This window comes from Nonomuraea sp. NPDC059007 (genome assembly GCF_042740555.1).
In the GTDB taxonomy this organism is placed as follows: domain Bacteria; phylum Actinomycetota; class Actinomycetes; order Streptosporangiales; family Streptosporangiaceae; genus Nonomuraea.
On record NZ_JBHYJD010000008.1, the window covers coordinates 56866 to 82207 of the forward strand.

The 25342-nt window shown below is 74.3% G+C and carries 7 protein-coding genes; all 7 read left to right on the forward strand.

What is annotated here, in order from left to right; translation table 11 throughout:
* Nucleotides 1-5: 5 nt before the first annotated feature.
* From ACFWY5_RS15060 to ACFWY5_RS15090, 7 genes are read left to right on the forward strand one after another with little or no spacing between them, the layout of a single operon-like run.
* Entirely contained in the window at nucleotides 6-5015 is a 5010-nt protein-coding gene (locus tag ACFWY5_RS15060) for an amino acid adenylation domain-containing protein (RefSeq protein ID WP_379632318.1), read from the forward strand.
* Nucleotides 5012-10501 carry an SDR family NAD(P)-dependent oxidoreductase gene (locus ACFWY5_RS15065; RefSeq protein ID WP_379632320.1) on the forward strand — a complete coding sequence of 1830 codons (5490 nt, stop codon included), beginning with the start codon at nucleotides 5012-5014 and terminating at the stop codon, nucleotides 10499-10501. The genes ACFWY5_RS15060 and ACFWY5_RS15065 overlap by 4 nt, the downstream gene beginning before the upstream one ends.
* A 1-nt stretch (nucleotide 10502) precedes the next feature.
* Nucleotides 10503-10694, forward strand: coding sequence for an MbtH family protein (locus ACFWY5_RS15070; protein WP_379612737.1), 192 nt, complete (start codon nucleotides 10503-10505; stop codon nucleotides 10692-10694).
* A 13-nt stretch (nucleotides 10695-10707) separates the two neighbouring features.
* Nucleotides 10708-13794, forward strand: coding sequence for an amino acid adenylation domain-containing protein (locus ACFWY5_RS15075; RefSeq protein WP_379632322.1), 3087 nt, complete (start codon nucleotides 10708-10710; stop codon nucleotides 13792-13794).
* Nucleotides 13791-20141, forward strand: coding sequence for an amino acid adenylation domain-containing protein (locus tag ACFWY5_RS15080; RefSeq protein ID WP_379632324.1), 6351 nt, complete (start codon nucleotides 13791-13793; stop codon nucleotides 20139-20141). Before ACFWY5_RS15075 ends, ACFWY5_RS15080 begins: the two co-directional genes overlap by 4 nt.
* On the forward strand, nucleotides 20138-24004 hold the full coding sequence (locus tag ACFWY5_RS15085; RefSeq protein WP_379632327.1) for an amino acid adenylation domain-containing protein: 3867 nt from the start codon (nucleotides 20138-20140) through the stop codon (nucleotides 24002-24004). Before ACFWY5_RS15080 ends, ACFWY5_RS15085 begins: the two co-directional genes overlap by 4 nt.
* Entirely contained in the window at nucleotides 23982-25253 is a 1272-nt protein-coding gene (locus ACFWY5_RS15090) for an MFS transporter (protein ID WP_379632329.1), read from the forward strand. Before ACFWY5_RS15085 ends, ACFWY5_RS15090 begins: the two co-directional genes overlap by 23 nt.
* Nucleotides 25254-25342: the final 89 nt, after the last annotated feature.

Sequence of the window (25342 nt, forward strand, 5' to 3'; positions counted from 1 at the left end):
ACAGAGTGACCGACAGGGCGCTTCTTCACGACCTCGTCCTGGCGCAGGCCGGGCGTACTCCCGACGCGACGGCCGTGCGGCAGGGTGACCGCGAGCTGACCTACCGCGAGCTGGTGTCCGCGGCGGCGGCGCTGGCGCACCGGCTGCGCGAGCTCGGGGCCGGGCCCGAGGTGCGGATCGGCATCTGCCATCGCCGTACTCCCGGCCTGCTGGTCTGCGTGCTCGGCGTCCTCATGTCCGGCGGCGCGTACGTACCTCTGGATCCTTCGCACCCGCGCCGGCGCCTGTCCGGGATCGTCGAGGACGCGGGGATCACCACGGTCGTCGCGGACGAGACGGGCGCCGAACTGCTGGCCGGGCTCCCCGTCCGGCTGGAGGAGGTGCCCCGGCCGGGCGACGGCGAGCCGCCCGCGCGGGTCACGCCGTCGGGCGCGGCGGCCTATGTGCTCTACACCTCGGGCTCCACCGGACGACCCAAGGGCGTGGTGGTGAGCCATGACTCGGCGGTGACCTTCGTGCGGATGGCGGGCGAGGTGTTCGGGCTCGACGCCGGGTGCCGGTCGATCGGATTCGCCGCGCTCGGGTTCGACGTGTCGGTGCTCGACGTCTTCGCCCCGCTGGCGCGCGGCGGGTCGGTGATGTTCATCCCGGAGGAGGACCGGGTCGATCCGGTACGGCTCCAGCGCTTCCTCGAACGTCACCAGGTGACCTGGGGCACCATCCCGCCCGCCCTGCTCCCGCTGCTGGACCCCGACCGGCTGCCCTGGTTACGCGACCTGCTCACCGCGGGCGAACCGGCCGGCCCCGAGCAGGTGGCCCGCTGGTCGACGGGCGGGCGGCGCTTCTTCAACTGGTACGGCCCCACCGAGACCACGGTGTGCGTGGTCGGCACCGAACTGGGCGGCGTCTGGGACAGGCCCCTGCCGATCGGGTACGCGCTGCCCGGCTGCCGGGCGTACATCCTCGACGACCTGCTCCGGCCCTGCCCGCCCGGCACGCCGGGCGAGCTGTGCATCGGCGGCCCGCAACTGGCCCGCGGCTACCTGGACCGGCCGGGCTTGTCGGCCGAGCGGTTCGTGCCCGACCCGGAAGGTGAGCCGGGGGCACGCATGTACCGCACCGGCGACCAGGTCGTGCTGGAGGACGACGGCCGCATCGGCTTCATCGGCCGGCTGGACCGGCAGGTGAAGGTCCAGGGGCAGCGCGTCGAGATCGGCGAGATCGAGGCGGTGTTGCGCGCCCATCCCGGCGTACGGCAGGCGGTGGCGGACGTGGCGACCGGCCCGGCGGGGCTGAAGGAGCTGACCGCCTACCTGGCGCCGGAGGACGCGCCGGGCATCGAGGACGTCCGGGCCCACTGCCTGGAGAGCATGCCCGCGTACATGGCGCCCACCAGGGTGGTACGGCTGGCCGTACTGCCGCTGACGGTCGCCGGGAAGATCGACATGGCGGCCCTGCGCGCGACGGCGACCGGCTCCCCGCGCGCCACCGGGCAGGTGCGGACCGCGGCGAGCGTGACCGAGCGCGGTGTCGCGGCGGCCTGGGCCGAGGCGTTCGGGACCGGGGAGCCGGGGCCGGACGACGACTTCATCGCCTCCGGCGGGCACTCCCTGGTGGCGATGCGCCTGACCGCGCTGCTGCGTACCGGGCTCGGCAAGGAGATCGAGGTCAGCGACGTGCTCGCGGGCCGTACCGTGACCGGGATCGCCCGTCTGGCCGAGCTCGCCCCGCCGGTGCGCGACGAGCCGCTCGCCGCGGCGCCGGCCGCGCTGTCGGCGGTGCAGCGGCGGATGTGGTTCGTGGAACGGCTGGCGCCCGGCACGCCCGCGCACAACATCGCGATGGCGCAGCGCCTGTCCGGACCGCTGGACATCGACGCCCTGCGCGCCGCCCTGGCGGTGGTGGCCGAGCGGCACGAGGTGCTGAGATGGCGCGTGCCGCAGTCGGACGGGGTTCCCGCCGTCGCCGTGTCGCCGCCCGGCCCGGTGCCGCTGCCGGTGGAGGATGTCTCGCAAGCGCGGGTGACTGAACGTCTCGAGGCCGAGGCCCGGCTCACCTTCGACATGGCGGCGGGGCCGCTGTGGCGGGCCCGGCTGCTGCGCCTGTCCGACCGGGAACACGTGCTGGCCGTGACGGCGCATCACCTGGTCTTCGACGGCTGGTCGCAGCAGGTGCTCTACGACGACCTCAGCCGCGCCTACCGCCGCGAGTCGCCGGCGGCGCTGCGCACGTCGTTCGGCGGGTACGTGGCCTACCTCGGCGGGCGCGACCAGGAGGCGGGCCTGGAGTGGTGGCGGGACCATCTGGAGGGCGCGCCCAGCGTGCTCGACCTGCCCCGTGACCATCCGCGCCCGGCGGTGCAGACGTTCGAGGGCGCGGGGGCCGGCGCCGAGGCCGACGCCGCCGTCAGCGCCGGGGTCCGCTCGCTGGCCGCCGGTCTGGGCAGCACGCCGTACGCGGTGATGCTGGCCGCGTTCGCGCAGGTCCTGCGGCGCCTCACCGGCCGGCACGACCTGATCGTCGGCGCGCCCGTCGCCGACCGGCGCGATCCGGCCTTCCACCCGCTGACCGGCTGCTTGGTCCAGGTTCTCCCGGTACGGCTGCGCGTCGCCGACGCCGACTCCTTCGAGACGCACGTGCGGCGCTGCCAGGAGACGCTGTCCGGCGCGCTCGCCCACCTTGACGTGCACCTGGAGCGGCTGGTCGACCGGCTCGGCCCCGGCCGCGACCTGTCCAGGAACCCGCTGGTCCAGGTGCTGTTCAACATGTACGACTTCACCGAGCCGCGGCTGGAGCTGCCCGGCGTCACGGCCGTCCCGCTGCCGCCCGGCCTGCCGGGCGCCCTGTTCGACCTGACCCTGTACGTCGGGGAACGCGACGGACGGTACGTGCTGCAGGCCGTGTACAACCCCCGGCTGTTCCGGGCGGAGCGGATCGAGGAACTGCTCCAGGGCTACCTCCGCATTCTCGGCGACCTCGTCACCGCTCCCGGGCGGCCGGTCCGGCAGGCGTCGCTCCGCCCCGCGCACCCGCCCGTCGGCCACACGAGCCTGCCGGACGGCACCACCCCGCTCCCCACTTGGGACGGACCCGGGGTGGTGGAACGCGTCCTCGCCTGGGCGGCCGACACGCACGTAAGGGACGCTCCCGCACAGGGGGAGGAGGAGCACGTAGGGGACGCTCCCGGACGGGCGGACGGCGAGCGGGTGGCGGTCGCCGGGGAGGACGGCGAGCTGACCTATGCCGCCCTGGCCCGCCTCGCGAGGTCGACCGGCGGGGCCGTGTCCGCGGCCGTTCGTCCGGGCGACACGGTGGCGATCCTGGCCGCCCGCGCGGGCGAACTGCCCGCCCTGATGCTCGGCGTCCTGGGCGCCGGAGCCCGCTGGGCGGTGCTCGACTCCGCCCTGCCGCCGGCCCGCCTCGCGGCCCAGGCCCGTGCGGCGGGAGCCCGCGCGCTGATCGCCTGCCCCGGCGTCTCCGTGCCTCCCGACCTGGCCTGGCTTCCCGACCTGACCGGCCCGACCGACCCGACCGACCCGACCGAACGTGGCGGACCGGCCGAACGTGCGGGACCGGCCGGGCCCATGCCGTCGTTCCCCGTGCCGTTCGAGCAGCGCGGCTACCTGTCGTTCACCTCCGGCACCACCGGCGAGCCCAAGCCGGTGCGGGCCACCGAACGCCCGCTGGCCCGCTTTCTGTCCTGGTACGCGGCCGAGTACGCGCTGACCTCGGCCGACCGGTTCGCGTTGCTGGCCGGGCTGGCGCACGACCCGCTGCTCCGGGACGCCTGGACGCCGCTGACCCTGGGGGCGACGCTGCACGTGCCCGCCCAGGACCGGGTGCGCGACCCGGCCCGGCTGGCGGCCTGGCTGCGCGAGCGGGCCGTCACGGTGGCGCACCTGACCCCGCAGCTCGCCACCCTGATCGCCGCGGCCGGGGTGGAGCTGCCCGACCTGCGGCTGGTGCTGTTCGGCGGAGACCGGCTGACCTACGCGGAGGTGGCCAGGTTCGCGGCGGTGGCGCCGAAGGCCCGCCTGGTCAACACCTACGGCACGACCGAGACGCCCCAGGCGCAGGCGGTCCACGAGATCACCGGCCACCTGGGCGGCACCGGCGATCAGGTACCGGTCGGCCGCGGCGTGGACGGGGCGGAGCTGATCGTGCTGGACGCCGGCGGGGCACCGGCCGCCGTGGGGGAACTGGGCGAGGTGGTGGTCAGGAGCCGCCGGCTGGCGCAGGCGTACCTGGACGAGGAGCTCACGCGGCTGCGCTTCAGCCACGAGGCGGACGGCGAGACGGCCCGCTACCGGACCGGCGACCTGGGCCGCCATGACCCGGAAGGCCGGGTGGTGCTGGCCGGGCGGGCCGACGGGCAGGTGAAGATCCGCGGATACCGGGTCGAGCTCGGCGAGATCGAGGCCGTGCTGGCCGCCCATCCCGGTGTCCGGGCGGCCGCCGCGAGGGTGGCCGAGCAGCCCGGGGGTCCGGTGCCGCACGCCTACGCGGTGCCGGCGAGCGCGGCCGTACAGGCCGGTGAGCTACAGCGGCATCTCGCGGCGAGTCTGCCCGACTACGCGCTCCCGGCCGAGCTGGTGCTCCTGCCGGTGTTGCCGCTGACGCCGAACGGAAAGGTCGACCGGGCCGCCCTGCCCGCCCCTCCCCCGCGGGCCGCGGCCGGGCCCGGCCAGGAGCCCGCCTCCGCGACCGAGCGCCTGGTCGCCGGCATCTGGCGGGAGGTCCTCGGCCAGCCGCGGATCTCCGCCGACGCGAACTTCTTCGAGATCGGCGGGCACTCGCTCGCCACCGCTCAGGTTCAGGCCCGCCTCACCGCCTCGCTCGGGCGCGAGGTGCCGATCGTGGACCTGTTCCGCTTCCCGACCGTACGGACGCTCGCGGCACACCTCGACGGCGAGCGCCGCGCCGCGGGAACGAAGCGCGCCGCCATGCGGGTCGCGGCGCGCCGGGCACGACCCTCAACTCGGCCTTACCGGGCCAGACGGGAGAGTAACGAATGACCGCTGCGCACAACCACGAGGAAGAGGGGCTCGGTGTCGAGCCGATCGCGGTCGTCGGCCTGGCCTGCCGTCTGCCCGGCGCCGAGGACGTGCCCGCCTACTGGCGCAACCTGGTCGGGGGCGTCGAGTCGGTGCGCTTCTACACGCGTGAGGAGCAGGAGGCGCTCGGCGTACCGGACTATCTGCTGGACGATCCGACGTTCGTGGCGGCGTCCTCGATCGCGGACGACTACCGGTCCCTGGACGCCGCCCTCTTCGGCATGTCCCCGCGCGAGGCGGAGCTGCGCGACCCGCAGCAGCGGATGTTCCTGGAGCTGGCCAGCACCGCGCTGGACGACGCCGGCTACGACCCCGCCCGCTATCACGGCGAGATCGGGGTCTACGGGGCGATCGGCTCGGACGAGTATCAATGGCTGTACATCCGGCCGAACAAGAAGGTGTTCGCCTCGGTCGGCAACCTCGCCGTCTACACCGGCAACCACCCCGACTACCTGGCCACGCTGGTGTCGTACAAGCTCGACCTGCGCGGCCCCAGCCTCACCCTGCACACCGCCTGCTCCTCCTCGCTCGTCGCCCTGCACGTGGCCTGCGAGGCGCTGCGTACCGGCGAGTGCGACATGGCGCTCACCGGCGGCGCCTCCCTGGAGATGCCCGCCGAGTGGGGGTACCAGTTCCACCAGGACGGCATCTACGCCCCCGACGGGCACTGCCGCGCCTTCGACGCCTCCGCGGCGGGCACGATCTGGGGCGGTGGCGGCGGCATGGCCGTGCTGAAGCGGCTGTCGGACGCCGTCGCCGACGGCGACCACATCCGCGCCGTGGTGATCGGCAACGCGATCAACAACGACGGCGCCACCAAGATGGGCTTCTCCGCGCCGAGCGCCGAGGGCCAGGCGGCCGCGGTCTCGCAGGCGCTGGGCGTCGCCCAGATCGACCCGCGCACCGTCACCTACGTCGAGGCGCACGGCACCGGCACCTCGCTGGGCGACCCCATCGAGGTGGGAGCGCTCTCCAGCGTGCTCGGCGCCGGCACCGACGAGGCCGGCTGGTGCGGCATCGGCTCGGTCAAGACCAACATCGGCCACCTCGGCCCCGCCGCCGGCATCGCGGGCTTCATCAAGACCGTGCTCGCGCTGGAGCACGGCATGATCCCGCCGAGCCTCAACTACGACCAGCCGAACCCGCGCATCGACTTCGGCACCAACCCCTTCCACGTCGTCTCGACGCTGACCAAGTGGGAGACGAACGGCTTCCCGCGCCGCGCGGGCGTCAGCTCGTTCGGCATCGGCGGCACCAACGCGCACGTGCTGGTCGAGCAGGCGCCGCCCGCGCCGCTGCCCACCGCCCAGCCGCGCCCCGCCCACCTGCTGCTGCTGTCGGCCCGGACCCCGGCCGCGCTGGACGCCGCCGTGACCAGGCTGGCCGGCCACCTCAAGGGCAGCGAGAGCGACCTGGCCGACGTGGCCCACACGCTGCGGACGGGCCGGCGGCGATACGCGCACCGGGCCGCCGTGGTGGCCTCCGACACCGCCGACGCGATCACGGCGCTGACCACCCCACGCCGCGTGGTCAAGGGCAAGGCGGGCACGCCCAAGGTGGCGTGGCTGTTCTCCGGCCAGGGCGCGCAGTACGCGGGCATGGGCGCCGGGCTGTACGCCACCCAGCCGGTCTTCGCCGCCGCGGTCGACGAGTGCGCCACGATCCTGCGCGACGAGCTGGGCCTGGACCTGCGCACGCTGCTCTTCCCTGCCGAGGACGAGAAGGAGGCCGCCGACGAGCGGCTGCGGCAGACGGGCCTCACCCAGCCCGCGCTGTTCACGGTGGAGTGGGCGCTGGCCGCTCTGTGGCGCTCGTGGGGCGTGGAGCCGGCCGCGATGATCGGGCACAGCATCGGCGAGTACGTGGCCGCGACCGTCGCGGGCGTCTTCTCCCTGCCCGACGCGCTGCGCCTGGTGGCCGCGCGTGGCCGGCTCATGCAGAGCATGCCGCCGGGCGCGATGCTGGCCGTGCGCCGCGACCAGGAAGAGGTACGCGGGGACCTGCCCGACGGCCTGTCGATCGCCACCGTCAACGGCCCGGGAACGTGCGTCGTCGCCGGACCCGGCGAGCTGATCGCCGCCTACGCCGCCCGGCTGGAGGAGAGCGGCGTCCAGCACACCGCGCTGCGCACCTCGCACGCCTTCCATTCGGCGATGATGGACCCGATACTCGGCGACTTCCACGAGGCCGTCGCCGCCGCGGCCCGGCACGCGCCCGGCCTGCCGTTCCTGTCGAACGTCACCGGCACCTGGATCACCGCCGAGCAGGCCACGGACCCCGGCTACTGGACGCGCCACCTGCGCGAGGCGGTCCGGTTCGGCGACTGCGTGGCGACGCTCGTCGCCGAGGGCGAGTGGCGGCTGGTGGAGTGCGGTCCGGGACGCCAGCTCGCCGGCCTGGCCAGGACCCAGCTGCCCAAGTCCGCGCCGCAGCCGCTGGCCAGCCTCCCCGGCCCCGCCGACGCCCGGCCCGACCTGGAGATCGTCTACGCCGCGGCCGGGGCCCTCTGGACCGCGGGCGTCCCGCTGGACACCGACGCCCTGGCCGAGCCCGCCCGCCGCGTCCCGCTTCCCGCCTACCCGTACGAGCGCGCCGAGCACTGGGTACGCACCGCGTTCGACCCGGAGCTCGTCTTCACCCGGCCGCCGCGGGCGGGCGCGCTGCCGCTGGAGGAGTGGTTCTCGGCGCCGGCCTGGCGCCAGGCGCCGCTCGCCCCCGCCGGGACCGCCGCACTGACCGGCCTGCGCTGCCTGGTCTTCGCCGGCCCTGCCGCCGAGCCGTTGCTGGAGGGGCTGCGCGTGGCCGGGGTCAAGGCCGTCCGGGTGGTTCCCGGCAGCGCGTACGGCGCCGCCCCCGACGGCACCATCACCATCCGCCCCGCCGAACGCGACGACTACGAGGCGTTGCTCACCGAGACCGGAGTCCCGGCCCGCGTCATCCACGCCTGGGCGCTGGACGGCGACCCCGCGACCACGGCGGCGCGGGCCACCGCCGCGCAGGACCTCGGCTTCCACAGCCTGCTCGCCCTCGTGCAGGCGCTGGCCGGCGCCGAGCGCGAGGCGGGGGTGCGGCTCGACATCCTGACCACCGCCACGCAGGGCGTCACCGGCCAGGACGTCCACCGGCCCGAGCACGCCACCGTCGCCGGCCTCACCGGCGTCGTCCCGCTGGAGGCCCGCTGGCTGACGGCTCGTCATCTCGACCTGGAGGCGGGGCCGTACGACGTGGGGAAGGTGCTGGCGGAGCTGGCCGCCGAACCCGCGGAGCCGGAGGAGGGCGTGCCGCCGTCCCCCGTCGCGCTGCGGGCCGGCCGCCGCTGGGTGCGCGGTTTCGAGCCGGTGCCGCTACCCCCGCAGGACGACCCGCTGCGCCCGCGCGGCGTGTACGTCATCACCGGCGGGCTCGGCGGCATCGGCCTCACGCTGGCCGAGGACCTGGCCCGGCGCGTCCAGGCCAAGCTGGTCCTGCTCGGCCGTTCCGGGCTGCCGCCCCGTGCGGAGTGGGACACGCTCGACGGCGCCCCCGAGCGCGTACGGCGGGCCGTCGCCGCGGTGCTGCGCATGGAGCGGGCGGGCGCCGAGGTGATCGTGACGGCGGCCGACGTGACCGACCCCGAGGCGCTGCGCCGGGTCAAGGACGAGGCGCTCGCCAGGTTCGGCCGCGTCGACGGCATCGTGCACGCGGCCGGCCTCCCCGGCGGCGGCATGGCCGAGGTCAAGGAGCGCAAGGCCGCCGACGACGTCATGGCGCCCAAGATCGCCGGGACGCTGGCGCTGCGCGAGGTGTTCGGCGACCTGCCGCTCGACTTCGTGCTGCTCTGCTCGTCGGTGACCGCGGTCGCGGGCGGGTTCGGCCAGGTCGACTACTGCGCGGCCAACAACTTCATGGACGCCTACGCGCACGTCTGGCCCGGCCGGGTCCTGTCGGTGAACTGGGGGGCCTGGCTGGAGGTCGGCATGGCCGCCGAGGTCGCCGCCCCGGTGGCCTTCCGCGCCCTGCAGCGCGGCGACCGGGTGACCCGGCTGGAGCACCCCGTGCTCAGCCACCGGCACGAGAGCGCCGGCCGCCAGCCCTGGTACGCCGCGACCCTGTCGCCCGAGACCCACTGGCTCCTGGACGAGCACCGGGTGGCGGGCGTGCCGGTGATGCCCGGCACCGGCTACCTGGAGAGCGCCCGCGCCGCGTTCGAGGCGGCCGTCCCGCCCCCTGGCCCCGGGCACGCGATCGAGCTGCGCGACGTCGCCTTCATCGCGCCGCTGCCGGTCGCCGAGGGGTCCAGCGCCGAGCTGCGGGTGCTGCTCACCCCCACCGGCGACGGCATGGACTTCGAGGTGGTGAGCATCGCCGGCGGCGAGCCGGTCCCGCACGCCCGAGGCTCGGCGGCCTGGGTGGCGGCCGGGGAGACCGCCGGGGACCTGGCCGAGGTACGGTCCCGCTGCACCCACGGCTCCGACGAGGCCAACCCGTTCGCCTCGGCCTCCGGGCTGGTCACGTTCGGCTCGCGATGGACCAGCCTGCGCACCGTACGGCTGGGCCGGAACGAGCAGCTCGCCCACCTGGTGGCCGGTCCCGATGTCACCCCCGAGCTGGCCGCCCTGCCGCTGCACCCGGCGCTGCTGGACGAGGCGACCGCGTTCATCTCCGTCTCCGGCGAGCACAGCTACCTGCCGCTCGGCTACGGCCGCATCACCGTGCACGCCCCGCTGCCCGCCACGCTGTGGAGCCACGCCCGGCTGCGTGACACCGGCGGCGGCGAGGTGCTCGCCGCCGATCTCACCCTGTACGGCGAGGCCGGCGAGCCGGTGGTGAGCATCTCCGACTTCGTGCTCAGGCGCGTCGACCCGCAGGCGGTCTCCCGCTCCATCGGCGAGGACGCGCGGCAGGCGGCCGGGGACGTCACGGTGAAGGAGGAGTCCGCGACCGCGGGCGTCGCCCTGGACCTCGACGGCGCCAAGCGCGGCATCCCGCCGGCGGACGGCGCCGAGGCCTTCCGCCGCCTGCTCGCCACCGACCTGGGCGTCCAGGTCGTGGTCAACGCCACCGCGCTGCCCGAGTTCGTGGCCGGGGTACGCGAGCTGACCCAGGACACCGTGGCCGACGAGCTGGCCGCGGCCTCCGCCGCCGGCGAGGCCGGCCTGGACGCCGACGATCACGTCGCCCCGCGCAACGAGCTGGAGAGCGTGCTCGCCGGGCTGTGGGGCGAGGTGCTCGGCGCCCGCCGCGTCAGCGTCGAGCAGGACTTCTTCGAGCTGGGCGGCAACTCGCTGGTGGCGGTCCAGCTCATCGCCCTCATCAGGAAGAAGATCGGCGTCCGGCTGCCCATGCGCAGCCTCTTCCAGGTGCCCACCGTGGCCGGCATGGCCGGGCTCGTGGAGGAACTGCGCGGCCAGGGCGAGGAGAAGAAGACACCGGCGATCACCCGGCTCCCCCGAGTGGAAAGGCACTGACATGCGCGACGGCCAGTACAAGGTCGTGGTCAACGACGAGGAGCAGTACTCCATCTGGTTCGCCGAGCGGCCCCTGCCGGGCGGCTGGCGGGAGGCCGGTTTCGAAGGGGAGAAGCAGAGCTGCCTCGACCACATCGAGCAGGTCTGGACGGACATGCGCCCGCGCAGCCTGCGCGAGGCCATGGGGCAGTAGAGGAGCGGCCCAGGTGACCGGCACGTACGTTTTCCCCGCCTCGTTCGCCCAGGAACGGTTGTGGTTCCTGGCCCAGCTCGATCCCGGCGCGCCCACGTACCACATCAACGCCATGATGAAGCTGCCCGAGCGGACCGACCCGGACCGCTGCGAGCGGATCCTGGGCGAGCTGGTCCAGCGGCACGAGGCGCTGCGCACCGCCCTGGCGATCGAGGACGGGAGCCTCGTCCAGATCGTCCAGGTCGACATGCCGGTCACTCTGCCCCGTACCGATCTGCGCGAGCTGCCGCCGGAGGAGGCCGAGCGGGAGTTCGGGGCGCTGGCGGTGGCGACGGCGCGGCAGCCGTTCGCGCTGGATCGGGCGCCGTTGTGGCGCTCGCACCTGGTGCTGATGCCGGGCGGGGAGCAACGGCTGATCTCCGTGTTCCACCACGCCGTGTTCGACGCCCGCTCGGGAACCATCCTCGGCGAGGAGATCCGGGAGCTGTACGCGGCCCTCGACGAGGGCCGCCCGGCGCGGCTGCGTGACCTGCCCATCCAGTACGCCGACTACGCCGCCTGGCAGCGCGAGCACCTCGGCCAGGGGGTGCTCGCCGCCCAGCTCGGTCACTGGCGGGACCGGCTGGCCGGGCTGCCCGCCGATCTCGGGCTGCCGGCCGACCGGCCCAGGCCGCCGGTGCGCGGGCACGCCGGGGCAGAGCACCACCTGGTGCTGCCCGCCGCCCTGGTGGACGAGCTCGAAGCGCTGGCCATGCGGCGCGGCGCGACCCTGTTCATGGTGCTGCTGGCCGCGCTGAAGGCCCTGCTCTCCCGGTACGCCGGCCAGGAGGACGTGGCGGTGGGCACGCCGGTGGTCGGGCGCGACCTGCCGGAGTTCGAGCCGGTGCTCGGCGTGTTCATCAACACCCTGGTGCTGCGCAGCGACCTGAGCGGGGACCCGTCGTTCGGCGCGCTGCTGGACCGGGTGCGCGAGACCGTCCTGGACGCGCTGGACCACGCCGAGGTGCCGTTCGACCGGCTGGTCGAGGCGCTCCAGCCGGTCCGCGACACCAGCCGCACACCGCTCTACCAGGTGGGCTTCAACCTGCTGCCGATGAGCGCGCGCGGGCAGTTCCCCAACGGCACCGCCCAGCTGGACCTGAACCTGGACATCGTCAGGACGGCCGGCGGCGCCGGCGTCTACTTCGAGTACAGCACCGACCTGTTCGACGCCGGCACGATCGAGCGCCTGGCCGGCGCCTACCGGCTGATCCTCGAGGCGGCCGCCGCCGACCCCGGTACGCGGCTGTCGGAGCTGCCGCTGATGACGCCGGCCCAGCGGACGGAACTGCTGACCGGGTGGAACGACACCGCCGCGCCGTACCCGGACAAGACCCTGCACGAGCTCGTCGGCGAGCAGGCGGCGCGTACGCCCGGCGCGGTGGCGGTGCGCGCGCCGGACGGCGAGGAGCTCACCTACGCCGAGCTCGACGCCCGCACGGAGGCGCTGGCCGGGCGGCTGGTCGCCGAAGGTGTGCGGGCCGAGTCGCGGGTGGCGCTGTGCCTGCCGCGTGGCGTGCCGCAGATCGTCGCGCTGCTGGCAGTGCTGCGGGCGGGCGCGTGTTACGTGCCGCTGGACGCGGCCTACCCGGCGGAGCGGCTGGCGTACCTGCTGGCCGACTCCGGCGCCGCCCTGCTGCTCACGGACTCCGCCCACCTCGACCGGCTGCCGGCGGAGCGTCCCCCGGAGCTGCTGCTCGACCAGGTCTCAGGGAGCGCCCGGCCGCTGCCGGCGGTGCGGCCGGACTCTCTGGCGTACACCATCTACACCTCCGGCTCCACCGGCCGCCCCAAAGGCGTGCAGGTGCCGCATCGCGGCGTGGTCAACCTGGTCACCGACGTGATCCGGCGGCTGGGCGGGGGCAGCGCGCTGTACATGACCTCGCTCTCGTTCGACATCGCGGCGCTGGAGATCTTCACGCCACTGCTGTCCGGCGGGACGCTCGTGATCGCTCCCGAGGACGCCGCCCGCACGCCCAAGGAGCTGCGCCGGGCCGCCGAGGACGCGGACCTGGTCCAGCTCACGCCGTCGGTGGCGAGCGTGGCGGTGGAGCAGCTGCCATCCGGGCTGCCCCGCGTGATCCTCGGCGGCGAGCCGCTGCCCCTCGACCTGGCGGCCCGCCTGCTCACGGTCACCGACGAGCTGTGGAACTTCTACGGGCCCACGGAGACGACGATCTGGTCGACGGCGTACCGGGTGCCGCACTCCCCCGCCACGATGCTCATCGGCGCGCCGGTGGCGAACACGACCGCGTACGTGGTCGACCGCGACCTGCGTCCGGTCCCGGTGGGCGTGCCGGGCGAGCTGCTGCTGGGCGGCGCCGGGGTGACCCGGGGCTATCACGGCCGGGCCGCGCTGACCGCAGAGCGCTTCGTCCCGGACCCCTTCGGGGCGCCGGGCGGCCGTCTCTACCGCACGGGCGACCTGGCCCGCTGGTGCCCCGACGGCACCCTCGAATGCCTCGGCCGTCTCGACGATCAGGTCAAGGTCCGCGGTGTGCGGATCGAGCTCGACGAGGTCGCCGCCGTCCTCGGCGAACATCCCACCGTACGGCGAGCCGTCGTAGCCGTCCGCGACGACGCCCCCGGCGGACGCGGCCTCGTCGCCTACACCATCGGCACCACCGACGAAACCGAACTCCGCGCACACCTGCGCACCCGCCTCCCAGACGCCATGATCCCCACCGCCTTCGTCACCGTCACCGACCTCCCCGTCCTGCCCAGCGGCAAACTCAACCGCGCCGCCCTCCCCCCACCCCAGACCAGCACCACCACCACAGCGTTCGTCCCGCCACGCACCCCGATGGAGGAGAGCATCGCCAAGATCTGGGCCGAACTGCTCGGCCGGGAGCGCGTCGGGATGACCGACGACTTCTTCACCCTGGGCGGCCACTCGTTGCTGGTGGTCCGCCTCATCGGCCGCATCGACGAGGAGTTCGGCGTGGAGCTGCCGCTGCGGCGCTGCTTCGACGCCACGACCGTCGAGGAGCAGGCGCTCGCGGTGCTCGAAGAGGGACTCACGGATGCCGACCTGCTGGAACTCCTGGAGGAGGAGCAGTGAGCGACGGGAACGGGGTACGCGCGCGGCTGGCCAGGCTCAGCCCGGAACAACGCGCCGCGCTGGAGGCCCGCCTCGCCCGCACCCGGGCCGCGGACAAGGGGACGGCGTCCATCCCGCCCATCCCGGCCTCGGACACCGGGGCCCTGTCGGCCGCCCAGCGCCGCCTCTGGGTCGTCGACCAGCTCGACCCGGGCAACCCCGCCTACACCTTGTCGTGGGCGTACCGGATCGAGGGCGACCTGGACGCCGCCGCGCTGGCCAAGGCGTTCGACGCGCTCGTGGACCGGCACCCGATCCTCGGCCACGTGATCGAGACCCGCGACGGCGAGCCCCGCCAGGCCCCCGGCCACCTCCGCCCCGCGTTGAGCATCGAGACGATGCCGGCCGAGGAGGCCGACGCCGTCGCCCGCGAGGAGGCCCGTTTCGCCTTCGACCTGAGCACCGGGCCGCTGACCAGGGCCCGCCTGGTGCGCGTGGCGCCCGGGGAGCACCGTCTGTACCTGACCCTGCATCACATCCTGGCCGACCGCTGGTCGGTGGAGATCCTGTTCGGCGACCTCTTCCGGCTCTACTCCGGCGAACCGATGCCCGAGCGGCCGGTGGAGTACGCCGGCTACGTGGCCTGGCAGCAGGGCCGGCCGTCCGGGGAAGGCGACCTGGACTACTGGCGCAAGGCCCTCGACGACCTGCCCGACGTGCTCGACCTGCCGGCCGACCGGCCGCGCCCGCCCATGCAGTCGAACCGGGGCCGCCGCCTGGTGTTCGAGCTGGACGACACCCTGGTCACCGGGTTGCGCGAGCTGGCCGCCGGGCAGCGTGCCACCCCGTTCATGGTCCTCGTCGCCGCGCTGCAGGCGCTGCTCGCCCGCTACACCGGCCGGGCCGACATCCCGATCGGCACGCCGATGTCGGCCCGGCCGCATCCCTCCCTGGACCAGACCGTCGGGCTGTTCCTGAACACGGTGGTGCTGCGCGGCGACCTGTCCGGCGACCCGGACTTCGCCGAGCTGGTGCGGCGGACCAAGGAGCGGACGCTGGCCGCGTTCGAGCATGCGGGGGTGCCGTTCGAGACGCTGGTGGAGGAGCTTTCCAGCGGCCGGGACCTGTCCCGCAACCCGTTCTTCCAGGTGATGCTCGCCTACCAGAACGTGCCGCAGGCGCCGCCCGGCGGTCCGCGCGGGCTGCGCCTGGAACGGCTGGGCGTGCGCTCCGGCACCGCCATGTTCGATCTGGACTTCATCGTGGAGGAGCGCGCGGACGGGTCACTGGTGTGCGTGCTCGACTACGCCACCGACCTGTTCGACGAGGACCGGGCGCTGCGCCTGACCTCGCATCTGCGCACGCTGCTGGGCGCGGCGGTCGCCGATCCCGGTCTGCGGCTGTCGGAGCTGCCGCTCATGGACGCGACCGAGCTCGGGAACACCCTGCGGGCCTGGAACGAGACCGCGCGGCCGTACCCGGAAGGCGGCATCCACCACCTGGTCGCCGAGCAGGCCGCCCGCACCCCCGAGGCCACCGCGGTCGAGGGCCCGGACGGCACGTCGCTGACCTACGCCGAGCTGGAGTCACGCGCGGACGACCTGGCCGCGGAACTGCGCGCGCTCGGCGTCGGCCGCGAGGACAGGGTCGCCGTCTTCCTGCCCCGGCATCCGGACGTGGTGGTGGCGCTGCTGGGCGTGCTCAAGTCCGGCGGCAGCTTCGTCCCCATGGATCCCGGCTACCCGCCCGGACGGCTGAGGCAGATCATCGACGACTCCGGCGCCGCCCTGACGGTCACCGTCACCTCGCTCAGGGACAACCTGCCGGCTGACGCACGCGTGCTCCTGCTCGACGAGGGTGTCGGGAAGGCCGCCGCCGTGGCGGAGCCCGCGTTCCATCCGGACCAGTGCGCGTACCTGATCTACACCTCCGGCTCCACCGGCCGGCCCAAGGGCGTGGTGGTGCCGCACAGGGGTCTGCTCAGCCTGCTCTGCGACCTGCGCGAACGCCCCGGCCTGGCGCCCGGCGCGCGTTATCTGTTCCTGACGTCGGTGTCGTTCGACATCTCGATGGCCGAGATCTTCGGCCCGCTGGTCAGCGGCGGCACGGTCGTCGTCGGCTCGGTCACCGCGATCGAGGACGTCCACGAACTCCTCCGCAGCGGCGACCTGCACACCGTGCAGGCCACTCCGTCCGTGCTGGAGGGGTTGCTGCCCGCGCTGGGCCACCGGGTCCCGCGGGTGGTCAGCTCGGGCGAGGCGCTTCCCGGCCCGCTGGCCGTACGCCTGCTCACCGTCACAGACGAGCTGTGGGACCTGTACGGCCCGACCGAGACCACCGTGTGGTCCACCAGGCTCCACGTCACCGACGGCAGGGGCGGCTCGATCGGCCGCCCGGTCGCCAACACCACGACCTACGTGGTGGACGAGTACCTGCGTCCGGTCCCGGTGGGCGTGCCGGGCGAACTCCTGCTCGGCGGAGCAGGGGTGACCCGCGGCTACCACGGCCTGGCGGCCCGCACCGCGGAACGCTTCGTCCCCGACCCCTTCGGCCCGCCGGGCGGCCGCCTCTACCGCACCGGCGACCTGGCCCGCTGGTGCCCCGACGGCACCCTCGAATGCCTCGGCCGTCTCGACGATCAGGTCAAGGTCCGCGGTGTGCGGATCGAGCTCGACGAGGTCGCCGCCGTCCTCGGCGAACATCCCACCGTACGGCGAGCCGTCGTAGCCGTCCGCGACGACGCCCCCGGCGGACGCGGCCTCGTCGCCTACACCATCGGCACCACCGACGAAACCGAACTCCGCGCACACCTGCGCACCCGCCTCCCAGACGCCATGATCCCCACCGCCTTCGTCACCGTCACCGACCTCCCCGTCCTGCCCAGCGGCAAACTCAACCGCGCCGCCCTCCCCCCACCCCAGACCAGCACCACCACCACCGCGTTCGTCCCGCCACGCACCCCCGCGGAACACGTCCTGCACGCCCTCTGGAGCGAGCTGCTCGAACGCGACGACTTCGGCGTGGAGGACGACTTCTTCACCCTGGGCGGCCACTCCCTGCTGGCCATGCGCCTGGTGGTCAGGCTCAGGGAGGCCCACGGCGCCGACGTGACGTTGCGCCGCTGCTTCGCGACCCCGACCATCGCGGGCCTGGCCCCGCTCATCCCCGGCGGCGGCGCCACCACCGGGGGCCTCCCCCTCGCCGGGCAGGCCGTCGTGCGGCCCTCCCACGCGCAGGCCCGCCTGTGGTTCCTCGACCAGCTCGACCCGGGCAACCCCGCCTACAACGTCGCCTGGGCCGAACGCCTGACCGGCCCGCTGGACGTGGCCGCGCTGAGCGCCGCCTTCGACGACCTGGTGGCCAGGCACGAGGCCCTGCGCCTGGTCATCGTGGCCGACGACGGCGAACCCTGCCTGCGCGAGGGCGCCCACCGGCCGCGGCTGACCGTGCGGGAGGGTCCCGGCGTGGGGCTGGAGGAGGCGCGTCACCGCTTCGACCTGGCCGAAGGTCCGCTGGCGCGGGCCGCATTGGTACGGCGCGGCCCGGCCGAGCACGAGCTGTACCTCACCCTGCACCACGTCGTCACCGACCGGTGGAGCCTGTCGATCCTGCTGCGCGACCTGATGGAGCTTTACCGGGCACGCGTCACCGGCGCCCCGGCCGAGCTGCCCGCGCTCCGGGCCGGCTACCGGGACTTCGCCGCCTGGCATCGGGCGCGGGTCTCCGGGCGGGCCGGCGACCTGGCGTACTGGAAGGACACGCTCGCCGATCTGCCCGCCACCCTGGACCTGCCCGCCGACCGGCACCGTCAGGGGCCGGCGAGCATGGCCGGGCGGCGGCTGACGTTCCCGATCGACGCCGCGACGACGGCGGCGGTGCACGCGCTCGCGCTGGAACGGCAGGCGACGCCGTTCATGGTGCTGCTGGCCGCGCTGCAGGCGGTGCTGGCCCGCTACACCGGACGAGCCGACATCCCGGTCGGCACCCCGGTCTCCGGCCGCGCGCACCCGGATGTGGAGGAGATGGCCGGGCTGTTCCTGAACACGCTCGTGCTGCGCGGCGACCTGTCCGGCGAGCCGAGCTTCGCCGAACTGCTCGCGCGCACCCGCGAACGTGTCCTGGACGGGCACGAGCACGCCGAGCTGCCGTTCGAGGTGCTGGTGCAGGAATTGGCCCAGGACCGTGACCTGGCCCGCAACCCGCTGTTCCAGGTGATGCTGGCCTACCAGAACGTGCCTCCGGCGCCGCCGGACGTGGCGGGCCTGGCCCTGAGCACCCTGAACGTCGATCCGGGGGTGACGCAGGCGGACCTGCACCTGGTGATCGAGGAGGGCGGCGACCGGCTCACCGGGGTGCTGCACTACGCGACGGACCTGTTCGAGCACGACCGGATGGAGCGCTTCGCCGACCACTTCCGCGCGCTCCTGGCGGCCGCGGTGGCCGAGCCGGAGCGGCCGGTCGCCGATCTGCCCGTGCTCACCCCGGCCGAGCTGGACACCATCCACCGGGCCAACGACACGGTCACGCCCGTCGCGGACGGCACGCTGCCGGAGCTGGTGGCCGCGCAGGCGGCCCGTACGCCGCACGCGCCCGCGCTGGGTTACGAGGCCCCGGACGGGACCCGGGCCTGGCTCACCTACGCCGAGTTCACCGGCCGGGTGAACCGCCTGGCCAGGCGGCTGCTCGCGCTCGGGGCCGGGCCGGGCCAGGTCGTCGGGGTGTGCCTGGAGCGGGGGGCGGACCTGGTCGTCGCCGTGCACGCGGTCGTCGCGACCGGGGCGGCGTACCTGCCGCTGGAGCCCGACCATCCGGCCGAGCGCCTGGCGGGCATGATGGCCGACGCCGGCGCCCGGCTGGCCGTCTCCGTCGAAGGTTTCACCGGCCCCGGCGGCGTCGCGACGGTGCTGCTCGACCGCGACGCCGGGGCCGTCGCCGCCGAGGACGGCGGGCCGCTCGGGATCCGGCCGCACCCGGACTCGCTCGCGTACGTGCTCTTCACCTCCGGTTCCACCGGCCGGCCCAAGGGCGTCGGGATCTCGCACCGGGCGATCGTGAACCGGCTGGACTGGATGCAGGACGCCTTCCGGCTGACCGGAGACGACCGGGTGCTGCACAAGACGCCCTTCTCGTTCGACGTGTCGGTGTGGGAACTGTTCTGGCCGTTGCTGACCGGGGCGGGACTGGTCGTCGCGCGGCCCGGCGGGCAGGCCGACCCCGCCCACCTGGCCGCGCTGATGGCGGGCGAGTCGGTCACGACCGTGCATTTCGTACCGTCGATGCTTGATTTCTTCCTGGCCGAGCCCGAGCTGGGGGCGCGGCTGGGCGCGCTGCGTACCGTGGTGTGCTCGGGGGAGGCGCTCGGCGCCGACCTGGCCGCCCGCTTCGCCGCCGCGCTGCCCGCGGCGGGCCTGCACAACCTGTACGGGCCGACCGAGGCGGCGGTGGACGTGTCGTGGCACGTGTGCGCCGCGGGCGAGGGCACGATCCCGATCGGGCGGCCGGTGGCCAACACCCGGCTGGAGATCCTCGACGCCCGCATGAACCGCGTGCCCGTCGGCGTCCCGGGCGCGCTGTGGATCGGCGGCGTGCAACTCGCCCGGGGGTACGCGGCCCGTCCCGCGCTGACCGCCGAGCGCTTCGTCCCCGACCCGTACGGTCCCCCGGGCGGCCGCCTCTACGACACCGGCGACCTGGCCCGCTGGCGCCCCGACGGCGAGATCGAGTACCTGGGCAGGTCCGACCACCAGGTCAAGATCCGCGGCATGCGGGTCGAACCGGGCGAGATCGAGGCGGCCCTGGCGGCCCTGCCCGGCGTGCGCGCCGCGGCCGTGCGCGCCATCGAGGACGGCGCCGGGCTGCGCCTGGCCGGATACGTGGTCCCCGCCGCGGAAGGGGCGACGGGCGGCTGGGAGCGCATGCTGCGCGACACCCTGCCCGATCACATGATCCCCAGGACCTGGACCGTGCTCGGCGAGCTGCCGCTCAACCGCAGCGGCAAGCTCGACAGGAACGCCCTGCCCGACCCTCGGGCACCCGAGACCGCCGCGCACGCCGAGCCGGAGGGGCCGGCCGAGCTGGCCGTCGCCGCCGCCTGGCAGGGAGTGCTCGGGCTGGAGCGGGTCTCGGCCCACGACAACTTCTTCGCCGTCGGCGGAGACTCCATCCGCAGCCTCAAGGTGGTATCCCGCCTGCGCGAGGCCGGTTACGCGATCCGGCTGGAGCAGCTCTTCCTCCACCAGACCGTCAGAGATCTGGCCGGACGGCTCCCAACCGCACCGGCGGCCGAACCACCCGAGGCGCCCGAGACGCCGTTCGGCCTGCTCAATCCCGAGGACCTGGCACGACTGCTGGAAGGCGAGGCGCGATGACCGTGACGACGGGAGCCGCACGCGGCCTGGAGGACGCCTATCCTCTGGCCGCGCTGCAGGCGGGCATGCTCTACCACAGCGCGTACGAGCCGGATGCGGCCACCTACCACGACCTGACCACGATCACCTTGCGCGGCCGGTTCGACGCCGGGGCGTTCGAGGGGGCGCTGGCCGAGGTGACCGCCCGGCATCCCGTCCTGCGCACCTCGATCGACGTGAGCGGGTTCAGCGAGCCGTTGCAGCTCGTGCACCGTACGGCCACGCTGCCGCTGGAGGTGACGGACCTGTCCGGCGATCCGGGGGCCGCCGAGCGGCTGGCCGCGTGGTCGGAGGCGGAGAAGCGGCGGCCGTTCGACTGGGCCGCGCCGCCGCTGGCCCGCGCGCACGTGCACGTGCTGCCCGGTGAGCTGTTCGCGTTCAGCCTGAGCTTCCACCACGCCATCCTCGACGGGTGGAGCGTGGCGTCCCTGGTCACCGAGCTGCTCCAGCGCTACCACGGACAGCTGAGCGGTGAACGGCTGCCGCTCACCCCGCCCGCCGCGGCCTTCCGTGAGCTGGTGGCCGCCGAGCGCGCCGCGGTGGCCGCGCCCGGGACGCGCGACTTCTGGCACGCCCAGGTGGCCGACGCCCCCGACACCCGGCTGCCCCGCCTGCCCGGCGAGCACGGCGAGCCCGGCGCGGAGGAACTGCGGCTGCCGCTGGCGGCGGAGTTGCTGGAACGGCTCGGCGCGGCGGCCAGGGAGCTGGCGGTGCCGTTGCGCACCCTGCTGCTCGCCGCCCACCTGCGCGTGCTCGCCCTGCTCACCGGCGAGAACGAGGTGATGACCGGCCTGGTCACCCACAGCCGCCCGGAGAGCGAGGCCGGCGAGGAGGTCCTCGGCCTGTTCCTCAACACCGTGCCGCTGCGCCTGGACGTGAACGCCCCGACCTGGGCGGCGCTGGCGCGCGGGGTGTTCGACGCGGAGGTGGCGCTGCTACCGCACCGGCGGTACCCGCTGTTCGAGATCCAGCGGGCGGCGGGCCGTTCCCCGCTGCTGGACGTGCTGTTCGACTTCCGCGACTTCCACGTCTACCGCGAGCTGCCCGGGATCGAGATCGTCGGCCAGGAGTTCTTCGAGCAGACCGACGTGCCGTTCGCCGCCGCGTTCAGCCGCTCGCGTGAGCACGGCGGGTTCGACCTGACCCTCACCTATGACCGGGCCCAGTTCGGAGCCGAGCAGATCGGGCGGATCGGTGAGTTCTACCTCATCGCGCTGGGCCAGGCCGCCGACCCCGCCGCCGATCCGCGGGCCGCCGATCCCTACCTCTCCCTCGACGCCGCCGCGATCGGCGGGTGGAACGGCACGGCGCGGCCGTACCCGGGCGGGGTGCTGCACGAGCTGATCGGGGAGCAGGCAGCGCGCACGCCCGGCGCGCCCGCCGTCTGCTACGACGGAACGTGGATCACCTACGGTGAGCTGGCCGGGCGGGCGGGCGCGGTGACGGCCCGGCTGCTGGCCGCCGGTACGCGGCCGGGCGACGTCGTCGGAGTCTGCCTCGAACGCGGGCCCGACCTGCTGCCCGCGCTGCTCGGTGTGCTCGGCGCCGGGGCCGCCTATCTGCCGCTGGAGCCCGATCTGCCGCCGGAGCGGCTGGCGTACATGATCGAGGACGCGCGGGCGCGCACGGTGCTGACCGGTCCGGCGGGAGCGTCGTCGCTGCCGGACGGCGTCGCCCTCCCGCTCGGCGGGCCCGCCCCCGCCCTCACCTGCGCGCCTCCGCGCGTACATCCCGACGCGCTGGCGTACGTGATCTTCACCTCCGGCTCCACGGGCCGGCCCAAGGGGGTCGGCGTCTCCCACCGGGCGATCGTCAACCGGCTGCAGTGGATGCAGGAGGCGTTCGGGCTGGGCGCGGACGAGCGGGTGCTGCACAAGACGCCGCTGTCGTTCGACGTGTCGGTGTGGGAACTGTTCTGGCCGCTCATGGCCGGCGCCGGACTGGTGGTCGCCGAGCCCGGCGCGCAGCGCGACAGCGCCCGCCTGGCCGCCTTCGACGTCACCACCATGCATTTCGTGCCGTCCATGCTGGAGCTGTTCCTCGACGAGCCCCGCCTGCCCGCGCTGCGCCGTCTCATCTGCTCCGGCGAGGCGCTCGGCGCCGAACTCGCCGCCCGCTGCCACGAGCGCCTGCCCCGGACCGAGCTGCACAACCTGTACGGCCCCACAGAAGCGGCCGTCGACGTCACCTGGCATCCCTGCGAGCCGGGCGAACGGCTGGTGCCCATCGGCCGTCCCGTCGCCAACACCCGCCTGGAGGTCCTCGGCGCCGACGGCCACCGGGTCCCCGTCGGCACCCCGGGCGAGCTGTGCCTGGGCGGCGTCCAGCTCGCCCGCGGGTACGTCGGCCGGCCGGAGCTCACCGCCGAACGGTTCGTCCCCGACCCGTACGGCCCGCCCGGCGCCCGCCTCTACCGCACCGGCGACGTGGCCCGCTGGCTGCCCACCGGCGAGGTCCAGTACCTCGGCAGGACCGACTTCCAGGTCAAGATCCGCGGCCAGCGGGTGGAGCTCGGCGAGATCGAGGCGCTGCTGGCCGCCGATCCCGCGGTACGCGCCGCCGTCGTCGTGCTGCGCGGCGAACGGCTGGTCGGCTACGTCGTCCCCGAGGGCGACGACCTGCCCGATCTCAGCCCGGCACTGCGCGAGAAGCTGCCCGAGCACATGGTCCCGGCCACCTGGGTACGCCTGGACGCGCTGCCCGTCACCGCCAACGGCAAGCTCGACCGCGCCGCTCTGCCGGAGCCGGGTGAGGCCGGGCGCGCGCCGTACATGCCGCCGCGCGACCCGTTCGAGGCCAAGCTGGGCACGCTGTGGGAGGAGACGCTCGGCGTCGACGACGTCGGCGTGCACGACGACTTCTTCGCCCTCGGCGGCCACTCGCTGCTGGCGCTGCGCCTGACCATGCGGCTGCGCAAGGAACTGGGCCGCGACGTGCCGCTGTCGACCGTGCTCACCGCGCCGACCGTCGCCCAGCTCGCCGTCGAGCTGCGCCGTCCCCAGGACAACGACGGCGCCCCGGAACGGATCGTGCCGCTGCGGCCCACCGGCGAACGCGACCCGATCTTCCTGTTCCACGCACTGGGCGGCCAGGTCTTCCGCTACCTGCCGCTGACCCGCCACCTCGGCGCCGACCAGCCCGTCTACGCCATCCAGGCGGCCGGTCTCGCCCCCGGCGAGGAGCCGCACGCGACTCTGGCGGAGATGGTCGACGACTACACCGCCCACGTGCTCAAGCTGCGGCCGCATGGCCCGTACGTGCTGGGCGGGTACTGCATCGGCGGCAACATCGCCCTGGAGACCGCCCGCCGCCTGCGGGAGATGGGCGAGGAGGTGCCGCTGCTCGTCCTGTTCTACTCCGACGCCGACGAGCCGGTGCTGCGCGCCTCTCTTGAGGACGACGCCGTCCTGCTCACCCACGCCCTCGCCGGCGGCAAGGTCCAGGTCGACCTCGACGACCTGCACCGGATGAGCCCGGACGAGCGGCTGCTGGCCGTGATCGACGCCGCCGCCCGCGCCGACACCCTGCAGCCCGACACCGCCGACCTGCGCCAGGCCCGCCGTTTCGTCGACGTCTTCCGTGCCAACGCGCACGCCGTCGGCCACTTCCGGCACGCCCCCTACGACGGGGACGTCCTGCTGTTCTCGCCCGCCGCCGAGGGCGTCCCGCCCGACGACATGGGATGGAGCAACGTCGTCACCGGCCGCCTGCGCATCTCGCCGATCCACGGCGAGCGTTTCACCGTCATGTACGAGCCCCGGGTCGCCCTCGCGGCCGCCGAATTGAGGAGCAGCATCGACCATGGCATCACCCCCCACGACTGAGCCGCCCACGACGCTGTGGAAGAACCGCGACTTCCTCAAGCTGTGGAGCGGCGAGAGCCTGTCACTGGTCGGCTCCCAGGTGACCGTGCTCGCCATGCCGATCGTCGCGTACCTGTGGCTGCACGCCTCCGTCGCCGAGATGGGGGTGCTCGGCGCGCTGGCCAGGCTGCCCATGGTGCTGTTCTTCGTCGTGGGCGTCTGGGTGGACCGGATGCGGCGCCGTCCCGTGCTCATCTGGAGCGACGTCATCCGCGCGCTCATGCTGGCCACCGTGCCGCTGCTGTTCGTCATGGACATGCTGACGCTGTGGTGGCTGTACGTGGTCGTGCTCGTGATGGGCGTGTTCGGGGTGCTCTTCGAGATCGCCTACCGGTCGTACCTGCCGGTGCTGGTGTCCCCCGAGCACCTCGGTGACGGCAACAGCAAGCTGCAGCTCAGCGACTCGATCTCCAAGGCGGTCGGGCCCAGCCTGGCCGGGGTCCTCATCGGGATCCGCTCGGCGCCGCTGGTCATCCTGGTGGACGCGATCAGTTACGTCCTGTCGGCGCTCTGCCTGATCTCCATCCGCAAGCGCGAGGACCCGCCGGCGCCCGACGAGGGCGGCAGCATGATCGCGGCCATCCGCGCGGGGTTCGGCTGGGTGATGAGCCACCCGGTCGTCCGCCCGCTGGCCATCGCCAGCGCGGTCTACTCCTTCTTCGACATCGGCATCCTGCAGACGCTCTACATCCCGTACGTCATCGACGGCGCCGGGGTGCCCGCGGGATGGGTCGGGGGCGTGCTGGCCGTCGGCGGGGTCGGGGCGATCGCCGGCGCGTGGCTGTCGGTGCGGCTCATGAAGGGGGCGGGGCCTGGGCCCACCATGTTCTGGTCCACGGTGATCGGCAACAGCGCGCTGATCCTGGTGCCGCTGGCCGGTGGGCCGGTGTGGCTGGCGATCGCGATGCTGGCGTTCTCACAGTTGCTGGTCGGGTTGTGCACGCAGGTGTTCGTGGTCAACAACATCACGGTGCTGCAGTCGGCCACGCCCCGGGAGCTCATGGGGCGGGTCATCGCCACCATCTGGGCGATGGGGCTGGTGCCCGCGCCGCTGGGCGCGCTGGTGGCCGGGTTCCTCGGCCAGTCCGTGGGGATGCGGCCGGTGGTGCTGGTGGCGGCGATCATCGGCGCGGTCGTGCCGATGATCGTACTGGCGCTGTCGCCGATCCCCCGGATGCGCGAACTCCCCCAGGCACCGGCCACGGCCTGACCCCGGCCGGGCGCGGGCTCCGTCGCGAACCCGCGCCCGCCCGGTCACGCGTCGGGTCTGGCCAGGAGTCGAGACCGGTCAGGTGTCGA

What these genes read in the sequence shown, in the direction of transcription:
- ACFWY5_RS15065 (WP_379632320.1), top strand. Translation starts at nt 5,012, where the DNA reads ATGACCGCTGCGCACAACCACGAGGAAGAGGGGCTCGGTGTCGAGCCG.
- ACFWY5_RS15070 (WP_379612737.1), top strand. Translation starts at nt 10,503, where the DNA reads ATGCGCGACGGCCAGTACAAGGTCGTGGTCAACGACGAGGAGCAGTAC.
- ACFWY5_RS15085 (WP_379632327.1), top strand. Translation starts at nt 20,138, where the DNA reads ATGACCGTGACGACGGGAGCCGCACGCGGCCTGGAGGACGCCTATCCT.
- ACFWY5_RS15090 (WP_379632329.1), top strand. Translation starts at nt 23,982, where the DNA reads ATGGCATCACCCCCCACGACTGAGCCGCCCACGACGCTGTGGAAGAAC.